At 63.5% G+C, this 10,480-nt stretch carries 11 protein-coding genes; 1 reads left to right on the forward strand and 10 read right to left on the reverse strand.

Translation table 11 applies throughout. The annotated features are described in order from the left end of the window. Positions 1–30: 30 nt before the first annotated feature. The 5 genes from ACTJGZ_RS01665 to ACTJGZ_RS01685 form a co-directional block, all read right to left on the reverse strand. Positions 31–705 carry a hypothetical protein gene (locus ACTJGZ_RS01665; protein ID WP_441661213.1) on the reverse strand — a complete coding sequence of 225 codons (675 nt, stop codon included), beginning with the start codon at positions 703–705 and terminating at the stop codon, positions 31–33. A gap of 147 nt (positions 706–852) precedes the next feature. Then, complete coding sequence (locus ACTJGZ_RS01670; RefSeq protein WP_441661214.1) at positions 853–2,346, reverse strand: tripartite tricarboxylate transporter permease; 1,494 nt, start codon at positions 2,344–2,346, stop codon at positions 853–855. 9 nt (positions 2,347–2,355) lie between these two features. Beyond that, positions 2,356–2,889 (reverse strand): tripartite tricarboxylate transporter TctB family protein, encoded by a 534-nt coding sequence (locus tag ACTJGZ_RS01675; protein WP_441661215.1) that lies wholly within the window; start codon positions 2,887–2,889, stop codon positions 2,356–2,358. 38 nt (positions 2,890–2,927) lie between these two features. Next, on the reverse strand, positions 2,928–3,932 hold the full coding sequence (locus ACTJGZ_RS01680) for a tripartite tricarboxylate transporter substrate binding protein (RefSeq protein WP_441661216.1): 1,005 nt from the start codon (positions 3,930–3,932) through the stop codon (positions 2,928–2,930). A gap of 48 nt (positions 3,933–3,980) precedes the next feature. Continuing rightward, complete coding sequence (locus ACTJGZ_RS01685) at positions 3,981–5,174, reverse strand: mandelate racemase/muconate lactonizing enzyme family protein (protein WP_441661217.1); 1,194 nt, start codon at positions 5,172–5,174, stop codon at positions 3,981–3,983. Between the two features lie 646 nt (positions 5,175–5,820). Here ACTJGZ_RS01685 and sugE point away from each other — a divergent pair. After that, entirely contained in the window at positions 5,821–6,138 is a 318-nt protein-coding gene (gene sugE / locus ACTJGZ_RS01690; protein ID WP_441661218.1) for a quaternary ammonium compound efflux SMR transporter SugE, read from the forward strand. Positions 6,139–6,306: 168 nt separating this feature from the next. Here sugE and ACTJGZ_RS01695 read toward each other — a convergent pair whose 3' ends face one another. From ACTJGZ_RS01695 to ACTJGZ_RS01715, 5 genes are all read right to left on the reverse strand, one after another. After that, on the reverse strand, positions 6,307–6,930 hold the full coding sequence (locus ACTJGZ_RS01695) for an isochorismatase family protein (protein ID WP_441661219.1): 624 nt from the start codon (positions 6,928–6,930) through the stop codon (positions 6,307–6,309). After that, a complete protein-coding gene (locus ACTJGZ_RS01700) occupies positions 6,927–7,997 on the reverse strand; it encodes a 2,5-dihydroxypyridine 5,6-dioxygenase (protein ID WP_441661220.1) in 1,071 nt (356 codons plus the stop codon). The genes ACTJGZ_RS01695 and ACTJGZ_RS01700 overlap by 4 nt, the downstream gene beginning before the upstream one ends. A 107-nt stretch (positions 7,998–8,104) precedes the next feature. Next, positions 8,105–8,914: an alpha/beta fold hydrolase gene (locus tag ACTJGZ_RS01705; protein WP_441661221.1), complete on the reverse strand. Its 810-nt coding sequence runs from the start codon at positions 8,912–8,914 to the stop codon at positions 8,105–8,107. A 46-nt stretch (positions 8,915–8,960) separates the two neighbouring features. Further along, positions 8,961–9,719 carry a maleate cis-trans isomerase family protein gene (locus ACTJGZ_RS01710; protein ID WP_441661222.1) on the reverse strand — a complete coding sequence of 253 codons (759 nt, stop codon included), beginning with the start codon at positions 9,717–9,719 and terminating at the stop codon, positions 8,961–8,963. A gap of 51 nt (positions 9,720–9,770) precedes the next feature. Continuing rightward, the coding region (locus tag ACTJGZ_RS01715; protein WP_441661223.1) for an ABC transporter permease at positions 9,771–10,480 on the reverse strand (710 nt) is incomplete at its 5' end.

Raw genomic sequence — 10,480 nt, forward strand, 5'->3', positions numbered from 1 at the left:
TGCGGCGCCAGACGCGATGCCGGTCAGGCATCAATCCTGCGGCAAGCCTGCCGTGCGCCTATCCAGCGCGTGGCACAGCGCGAATTGCTCCGGCTCCCCATCCTTCCAGGCGTCCCCCAACTTTGCCACCGCATAGCGGGCAGCAGCGGCCAGGGCCTCCGGCGCCACCGCTTCAATCACCAGCAGAGCATCGAACGCGCCGTCATTGCCGCCGCGCATGGCCTTTTCCTCGGTCGGCACATTCGTGACGTCCGGATCGACCTGCATGATCCAGGCCGCGCTTATGGCGTCCATCGCCACCAGCTCGTTGACCAGCACATGCGGGTTCACCGTCAGGGCCGGCAGCGTGAAACGCATGGGGCTGATGACGCCACCGCGCCCCTGGCCGGCATGCACCAGCACCCGGCCGCCGCCCCGGCGGAAATTGCCCAGGGTAGGCATCACGCGTTGTGACCAGGGGGTAGGAGCGTTCTGGCGCGCCATATAGGATGGCCCGGCCAGCACATCGGGCGCTTGCAGCTCATACAACACACAGTAGCGCCGCAAACCGGCATCCAGACAACGGAACAGACGCCCGGCAATAAAGCCGTCCACGCCCACCCGCTCGGCCATGTGTTCGCGCGTCAGCCAATGGCGGTAGTCTGTTTCCGTTTGCGCCGCCAGATCACTCCAGATGGCCAGCACGCCCTGGGTACGTTGATTCATGTATTGTCTCCATGGATAGTCGGCGGCCACAGCGGCCCGCCGTTTTTTTTATTCCCTGAAATCATAGGCTACCCCCAGGGCCATGGACAGGCACGGGCCGCTGCCCGTGCCTGAAGACTCCCATGAATTGCACCCGAAACCCGCGCCTTAACGGCAGCGGATCCGCCGCCACAGCGGGCCAATCACCGGCAGCAGCAGCATGATGACTGCCAGCGTCATGATGCTGCCCGCCAGCGGATTCGACCAGAACACCCCCAGAGAGCCGTCCGACAGCAACATGGATTGGCGGAAGGCATCTTCGGACTTATCGCCAAGAATCATCGCCAGCACCAGGGGCGCCAGGGGGAAGTCCAGTTTCTTGAACACATAGCCCACGACACTGAAGATCAACAGCAGCCAGAGATCGAACGGCGCCGAAGCCACGGTATAGGCGCCCGTCACGCAGACAATCACGATCACCGGCCCGATCACGGCAAATGGAATCCGCAGGATGGCGGCAAAAATCGGAACGGTCAGCAAGGCAGTGAACACGGCGACCACATTGCCCAGATACATGGATGCAATCAGCCCCCAGACAAAGTCCGGCTGCTCGGCAAAGAGCGTCGGCCCTGGCGTCAGCCCCCAGATCAGCAGGCCGCCCATCATCACGGCGGCTGTCGCCGAGCCGGGGATGCCCAGCGCCAGCATGGGCAGCATCGCGCTGCTGCCCGCCGCGTGATCGGCGGTTTCCGGCGCAATCACGCCTTCCGGCTCGCCCTTGCCGAAGTTATCCCCCCGGCGGGACAGACGCTTGGCAATGCCGTAACTCATGAACGAGGCCGCCGTGGGACCGCCAGGCGTCACCCCCATCCAGCAGCCAATCACGATGGAGCGCACATAGACCACCGCATAGCGCGGCAACTGCAGCACGGTGGACAGAATGGCCCGCATACTGAGGCGTGACGCCACGCCATTGAAGCGCAAGCCCTCTTCCATCGTCAGCAATAGCTCGCCAATCCCGAAGATACCGATCACTGCCACCAGGAAGCTGATGCCGCGCACCAGTTCATCCGTTCCGAAAGTCAGCCGCATGGCACCGGAAATCGTATCCATGCCGACAGTCGCGCACGCCAGGCCAATACCGATGGACAAGAGCGTTTTGGCCGGCGCCGCCCCGCTCAGGCCAACAAAGCTGGCGAATGCGAGCAGATAGACGGCAAAGTATTCCACCGGTGAAAACTGCATGGCGAAGCTGGCGACCCAGCCCGATACCAAGGTAATCAGAATCACCCCGGCCAGCGCCCCGATCCCGGCCGAGCAGAACGCAAAGGTCAGCGCCTGCGCCGCTTTGCCCTGCTTGGCCATGGGGTAGCCGTCGAAGGTGGTGGCTACCGATGACGGTTCCCCCGGAATATTGAACAGGATAGAGGTCGTGGAACCGCCAAACAACGCGCCCCAATACATGCTGGTCAGCAGGATGATGGCGGAAATGGGCTCCATGGTGAAGGTCAGCGGCAACAGCAGCGTCACGCCATTGGGCGCCCCCAGGCCTGGCAACACCCCGACCAGAATGCCCAGCAGCACGCCTGCCAACATCAGCAGGACGTGGTAGCCGCTCAGGGCGATACCGAAGCCATGCAACAGGTAATCAAAGTTACTCATCGAGATTCCTCAATACACGCCCAGCCAGTCTTCCAGCGGCCCTTTGAGCAGCGCCATTTGAAAACCGATCTCGAAAACAAAGAAAAACGCCAGGGCCACGCCTATCCCGACGGCATAGGAACGCCAAGGCCCATAGCCGCCCTGGCGCCACATCACGGTGCCCAGATAAAGCGCCGAGCCGACGTACAGGCCCAGCACCAGTGACAAGGCCACATAGGCCACGACCGGCAGAAAGAAGGACAGCATCCGGCGGCCTTGCGAGCGCATCAGCCAGACCTCGTTCTGCCCGGCCGGACGGCGCCAGCCCTGCCAGGTCATCCAGAGCGCGGCCAGCACGATGACCCCGCCCACATAAAAGGGAAAGGCGCCGGCCGCCGGGCCGAAATCCGTCCAGCCGATTTCATTTTCCAGCGCGCCAAACATGACCAGCAATCCGAAAATCGCTGCGCTCAGGCCAGTGAAGCACTCCGCCTGGCGGCGGGTAAGCCAGGGGCGGTCGCCCGCCTCCCCGCTGCCGGCCGCCGGTGTATGTTCTGTTTGCATAATGTTTGTCCAGAGAGACACAAGACCAGCGGCCCTGCTTACTTGACGAGCCAGCCTTGATTCTCGAACACGCGGTGCGCCATCGCGGCATCAGCGGCGATCAGCTCGTCAAGCTCGCTGCCCGTGGCAAACACATCAGACTGCGCGGTATTGGCCAGGTACTGGCGCCATTCATCGGTATCGCGCACCTTGGCCAGCAAGTCGAGATAAAACGCCACAACCTCCGGCTGGACATTGCCCGGCGCAAACACCGTGCGCGGCAACACATAATCCTGCACCGGCAAACCCTGGGAAACGCAGGTCGGGATATCGGCCAGCGACATCTCGCCTGCGACCTTGCGTTCATCCTCCAGCGGTTTGGCCGAGAACACGCACAGCGGACGCACGCCGCCCGCCTTCCATTGCCCCATGTTTTCGCTGGGATTATTGGTGTTCGCGTCCAGATGGCTGCCTGCCAGCTGCACCCCGGCCTCGCTGCCGCTCTTGAACGGCACATAGGTGAACTGGCCGCCGCTGGCCTCATTGATCAGTTCGGTCAGGATATGGTCGCCATCCTTGGACTGCGTCCCGCCAAGCTTGAGTTGCCGCGGCGTTTCACGCGTCGCCGCCAGCAAGGATTCCACCGTCTTGTACGGTGAAGCCTCTGGCACCCACAGCACGAAATCATCGCCTGCCATCACCGCCAGCGGCGTCAGATCATTCATGCCATACGCCACCTTGGCTTTCATCGGCAAAAGCCAGGCATTGTTATTGCCGAACAGCAATTTATGGGCATCGCCCCGGGAAGCGCGCCCGGCCATGAAGGTTTCGGCACCCGCGCCGCCCCCCTTGTTGCTGACCACGACAGGCACCTTCAGCAGCTTGTGTTTCTCCGCGATGGACTGCACCACGCGCGCGAACTGGTCGGAACCGCCGCCAGGCCCGGCCGACACCACGAATTCGATAGGCCTGGAAGGCGCCCAGCCGGCATCTGCCGCCAGCACCGGCGCTTGCGCCGCCAGCATGGCCGCAGCGGCCCACATACCCATATATTTGGTTTTCATTGTTTGTCTCCTCGGTGTTATTGGTAGTTTTAATAATTAAGGCGGCCTTCAGCCTTTGCCCTTGCCTCGTGAAGCCGGGCGCTTGCCAATCTCGCGCACGGCATCCACGTCCAGCTCATAGCCCAGGCCAGGCTGCACAGGCAGCACCAGCTGGTCAACGTTGCGTTCCGGCAGATTCCTGAAGAGCTGGTGACACATCGAAACCGACACCAGGTGCCACTCCACCAGCCCGCCATTGGCCAAACCGGCATGCAAATGCATGTTGTGGAAAGGGAAAGCGCCGCCGTTGTCGATGGCAATACCGTGCGCCTGGGCCAGGGCTGCCGCCTTGACGCCTGCGCTATAGCCGCCACCGATGCAAACATTGGGCTGCAGAATGTCCAGTGCGCCGGCCGCCAGCATGTCGCGGTAACGGAACAACTGGCCTTCGTTCTGCCCCGCCGCAACCGGCATGGGCGCCTGGCGGCGGAAATCAGCCAGACGCTGCACGTCATTGCCGCGCAATGGCTCTTCGAAAAAGCCGATATCGCAATCCGCAACGCGCTGCGCCAAACGCAAGGCATGGAAAGCATCCAGGCTGCAATTAGCGTCGATATAAAGCTCCACCTCCGCCCCGACCGCCTCACGCACGGCGCGGATGCGCCGCTCGTCCTCGGCAATCACCGCGTCCAGCGGCCGCGGCTCATCACGCCGCGCCAGGGCATGCTGGCCCACCACCATTTTCAGGCGCCGATGACCCAGCCCAGCCAGATGGCGCGCCGTCTCCGCCAGTTCGTCACGATCCAGAACGCCAAAACCGAAGGTGGTATAGGTCGTGACCGCCGGCCTGGCGCCGCCAAGCAGACGCCATACCGGCTGCCCCAAACGCTTGCCTGCGATATCCCACAGCGCGATATCCACCGCCGATATCGCATGGCTGGCATAACCCGTCTGGCCGCGCGGCGACAACAGCCAATACAGCGCTTCGGCAATATGCTCACGCGCCATGGCATCTTTGCCCAGCAGGTTGGGCGCCACCACTTCATTGAGCGCCGCCGCCACGATCTCTTCATCGGTAATCGCCGTGAAACCGTGCCCCAGCAAGCCATCTGCCGTTTCGATTTCCAGCACCAGCCCGGACAAGCGCGCCGGTTTGGAAACCGGGCCGATATCCAGGCTGCAATCCACATAGACCGGGGTGGCCTGCACTCTGGCAATGCTATCGCGTCGATAGGACGCAGCTGCTTCCACTGCCGTATTCATTCTGTCTGTCTCCTGATGATGATGAATCCCGATATCTGCCATTTATCCGGCGCGCCAGCCTGTGGCCAGCGCACCGGGCAAACGGCAGGCAGGGCAGCCGGGCGGCACCCGCCCGCCACCGTGCCTGGCGGACGCCGGGCTGATAACGCTGAAATCTGGATAAAACGTCAGAGGGCCGTGTCTCTGGCCGGCAGACGCCGCTGCGGCAAGACAGCCGCCGGTGCCGGGCCGGCACGGCTGACGGAAAAAAGGCGCCTGTGCGGCTCGCACGGCAGATTGGGGTCATGCATGTTTGTCTCCCTGGCGAATCTCGGCGTTTCCTGAACCCCGGACTGCTCATGTTTTTTTATGCAAGGCCACACCAGCCGGCCTATCCTGCCTGGTCTGTCTTCAGACAAATCCATACAGGACAGTTCAGTCTATGCAGCGACCAATCATTATTCAATAGCATGAAGCTTATAAGCGATATTCGATTCACGCATAAAAATCCCTCTGCCAACCCTAGGCCCCACCTCCGCCAAACACGGGACAACAGACCGCCGGCCGCGCAGGATCATTAGAATTTCTATTGCGCCACAAATAAAATTATCTGTTCTTAATTAGTCACTTACGGCAAGATTCAGGCTTCATCACAGCGGAGATGCGCATGGCCTGGATACTTTTGATACTGGCTGGAATTCTGGAAGTGCTCTGGGCCTACACCATGAAGCAGTCCGATGGGTTCAGCCGTTTGAACTACTCGCTGGTGACGCTCGCCGCGATGATTGCCAGTTTCGGGCTGCTGGCGGTTGCCATGAAATCCTTGCCGCTAGGCACGGCCTATACGATCTGGACCGGCATCGGCGCCATTGGCGCTTTTATCGTCGGCATCTTCGTGCTGGGCGATACCGCCAGCCCGATGCGCATCTTGGCCGCCGTGCTGATCGTCAGCGGCCTGATACTGATGAAGATCTCTTCCAGCTAAGCGCCATGGGCCTGCCCTGACCTAGCATCTAGCATCTAGCACCTAGCACCCGGCACCTGGCACCTGGCACCTGGCACCTGGCACCCAGCACAGCACTGCGGGCGCCAGATGCAAAACAGCCCGGCCTGCCTGGCCGGGCTGTGTCAATGCTCGGGACATCGCGCCCGCTCAGGCAGCGGCCAGCCGCGTCTCCAATTGCGCCAAGGGCATCACTTCCGCGTATTTCTGCGCCATATCGAAGAGACTGGCATCGTGCGGCGCCAGGGCGCGGTCCCCCACGCAATCCGACACCACCACAGGCCGGAATCCCCAGCACATGGCATCGACCACGCTGGCCCGCACGCAGCCGCTGGTCACGCAGCCGCCTACCACCAGCGTGCGCACACCCTGCTGAGTCAGCCAGGGCGCCAGATCCGTAGCGAAAAAGGCCGAGGGCACATTCTTGCGTATCACCCGTTCCCCCGGCAGGGGCGCCAGCGCCGCGACGATCTGGCTCGCCGCTGAGGCCTCTTTCAGCTTCAGCATGCCGGGCACCTTGGCGGAAAAAATGTTGGCGTCGGCATCATCATCGGCATACACGATCCGGCTGTGCGCGACCGGCCAGCCCTGGCGGCGGGCCAAGGCCAGCAAAGCCACGCTGCGGTCGATGGCAGCGGGAATATTGCCGCCGCCAAACACCGCCGGGTCGGCAAAGCCATTGACGAAGTCGATCAACAGCAAACCCATGGGCGCGACCAGGTTCAGGCGTTCGCCAAAGCCCTGCCGGGCATACACCTCATCTGCGCCGCTCATGCCGCCTCCCGCGCCCCGCGCTCATATTTGAGCGTTTCTTCCACCACCTTGCCGGCATGCACCACACGCAGCTCATCGACATAGACATCGCAATTGCGCAAAGGCACGTCGATATGGCACGGCGTGGTCCGGCTGCCGCCTGCCTCGTTATTGGGCCCCAGAGAGAACAGGAAATTGCCATCGAAGGCCCGGGCATCCATGCCCAGCGTCGCCTCGCGGTCATACAGGCCCAGCGTGGACCACCAGGCCCGCTTTTGCATGCCCCAGCCGATGTGCGCAATGGCATAGGCTTCCGGGTCATTGAAGGAAGCCATATATTCGCGCAGCAAATCCGCATCGACACCGCCGTCGATACGCGTCACGAAACCGGCTTGCACGGTCAGCGTAATGGCCTCCTGGACATAACATTTCTGCGGCAGCAGGATATCCCCGCGGTCGATGACAATGCGGCCTTCAGTCTGCCCTTCGTTCGGCCAGGTAAAGGCAAAGCCGCTGGGCCAATGATCCCAGCGCCCCGGTTCATCGGCAAAGCCATATTCTGTCGCGACCGGATACTCGCCCAATGGCATGCGCACATCCGTGCCGGCGGGCGATGTCACGCGCATGCTGCGCCCGCCACGCAGGACCGCAGCCCCTGCATTGACACGGCGGTAATCCTCTTCATCGGGCACCATGCGCACCAGCACTTCGGGCGGCTCCACCGCCAGCAGAATCCGCGCGCCCGAGGCCAGGATTTCATGCTGCTCCGGCGAGAACAGCAAGGTCATCAGATCCAGCACCAGATCGCTGGCCTTGAGCGCCGCAATTGCCGCCGGATTGCCCGTCAGCGGGGTCGTGCCCAGGTAGGCCAGCGGATCGCGGCTCAGGGATTTCTCCGCATTCACCGGCGGCAGATACAGCCGGCTGCTCACTGCGCCCAGCAAGGCCAGTGCCGTCTCTGCCGTACGCAGGGTTTGCGGATGCGTGCCGTCACTGGTCAGCACCGTCACCATCGTCCCGGCCTTCACGCGGGACAAGGTCAATACACGGGTCCATGCCCGGATCAGATCGGAATCGCTCACAGCCATGTCATGCTCCTAGAAAAAATATCATCGTCCGCTCCTGTGCTGCAGCGGCCTCACCGGCATCCGGGCCCGCCATGGGCACGCTGCCTTGCCTGCGGCGCGCGCGGCGGTCAGCCCGCCATGGGCAGGAATTCGCGCAGCGCGGCAAAAAAACCGTCGTAGTCATCCCAGGGAATCATGTGCCCGGCGTTTTCTACCCGCGTCACGACCAGCCCGCTCACCAAGGCGCGCAACTCCGCTTCGTCATCGGCCTGAATCACCCCGCCGCGCCCGGCCACCACCAGTTGCGCCGGCACCCGGATGCCCGGCAGCACGGCATGAAAATCATCGCTCTGGAAACTGTGGAACGCCTGCACCACGGCATCCTCATCGCAGGTATGCAGCCACTCCCCGCGCAGCTGCAACTGCTCCTGCGTCCAGGTCGGGGAAAACTCGCGCAGCCGTTCCCAGGGCTGCCCTTCACGCATCAGGCGGATGGAATCCACATACCAGGGCAGCGCCGCCGGGTACGGCCGCCGGCCGGGGCCGGAGACCGGCGGATCGACCATCACCAGCCGGGAAGCCGCGCAATCCGGCCGCGCAGCAGCCAGCGCGCCGATGCGCGCCCCCATGGAGTGCCCCAGCAGGATGTAATCCTGCAAGCCCAGCGCCTGCGCCAGCGCCGCCACATCCGCGGCACAGCTCTCCATGCCGTAATCCATGCCTGGCACGGTTTCCGACAGACCGCGCCCCCGCACATCCAGGACATAAGTGTCGAAATCCTGCGCCAGGCGTTCCGCCACGAAGGCCCAGGTCACAGCCGGGCTGGTAATGCCCGGCACCAGCACCAGGGCCGGGCCTTTGCCGCCGAAACGCAGGTAATGCTGGCGTATGCCGTTGGCCCGCACATGGGCCCCGTACAACAAACGGCTCTGACTCATCTCATCCTCCTTCGCCCGCCACCGGGATGGCCAGGCAAGCATCCAATCAATACGCGCCAGACAGCAGCGCGCCCGCTCCCGGCACCACCGCTTCCAGCCCCAGCCCCTTGAGCATGGCGTAGGTCGTGGCGACCGCCGCTGTCAGCACCGGCTTGCCGGTCTGGGCCTCGACCGTGGCCACGGCAGGCAGCGACGGCATCTGGACGCAAGCCGACAGCACGATGGCATCGACCCCGCTAGTATCCATTTCCGCCACAATGCCGGGCAGGCGCGCCGGATCATGCCGGCCCACTTCCAGGTTGTCGGGAATCTCCAGCGCGCGCCATGTCGCCACTTCCACGCCTTCGTTCTCGATGTAATCCACGACCAGTTGCGTCAGCGGCACCATATAGGGCGCCACCAGCGCAATCCGGCGCGCGCCAATCACGCGCAGCGCATCCACCAGGGCGCCTGCGCTGGTAATCACCGGCGCCGTGCCGCCGTTGTCCGCCGTGCGCTGGCGCAGGCGGGCTTCGGATTGGCGGTGATACCCCTTGCCCGTCGCCATGATGGCCACCAGACAGGCATAGCCCAGGACATCCACCCTGGCATCGCTCAGTTCCAGCGCGCAGCGGTCCGATTCCTCGTCCATGGCGGCCAGCTCTTCCTTGGTGACTTTCTTCATGCGCATGCGCGCCGAATGGAAGGTGAAGCGCTCTGCCGGCCGCACCTGTTCGCGCAGGCGCAGCATGGCGGGGATCTCGGTTTCCATGGTGGTATTCGAACTCGGCACGATCTGGCCGATCCGGTATTGCTTGACTGACATGCGTTGCTCCTTTCAAAAGGAATGGGCGGGGCCTTCAGAATGCGGCGGGCATCAGGCCCGGCTCCGAAAACGATCCAGATACAGGGCAAGCAGAATCACCGCGCCCAGCACGATGTCCTGCAGATAGCCATCGACTTCAATCAGATTCATGCCGTTGGAGAGCACCGAGATGAACAGCGCGCCCATCACAGCATTGAGAACGCCGCCAACCCCGCCTTGCAGGCTGAGCCCGCCCACCACGGCCGCAGCGATGCTGGGCAGCAGCAGGCTGCTGCCCATGCCGGGTTCCCCGGAACCGGTACGCGCCGTCAGCATCAGCGCGCCGACCGCCGTCAGCAGGGCGGCATACAGATACACCCGCACGGTCGTACGGCGCACAGCGATACCCGCCACGGCCGTGGCCACCGGATTGCTGCCCACCAGCACAATGCTGCGCCCGAACACCGTGCGCCGCAGCATCCAGTGCGTGCCCAGGCACAGCGCGGCCGCAATCCAGACCGGTACCGCCAGCCCCAGCCAGCGCGCCTCGTACAGCACGATGCTGAAAGCATCCGGCAGGTCAAACACCGGGCGGCCCCCCGTTACCATGGACGCGATCCCGAAAGCCGCGCTCATGGAACCCAAGGTGACAATGAAGGGATTCACACGCAGGCGCGCCGTGCACCAGCCATTGAACAGGCCCAGCAATGCGCCCACCGCCAGCCCTGCCGCCACGCCTGCCAGCACGATCCCGCCAACCGGCAGGCCCGCGCCATCGAGCG

It is taken from the genome of Kerstersia sp., from assembly GCF_052103615.1.
Lineage (GTDB): Bacteria > Pseudomonadota > Gammaproteobacteria > Burkholderiales > Burkholderiaceae_B > Kerstersia.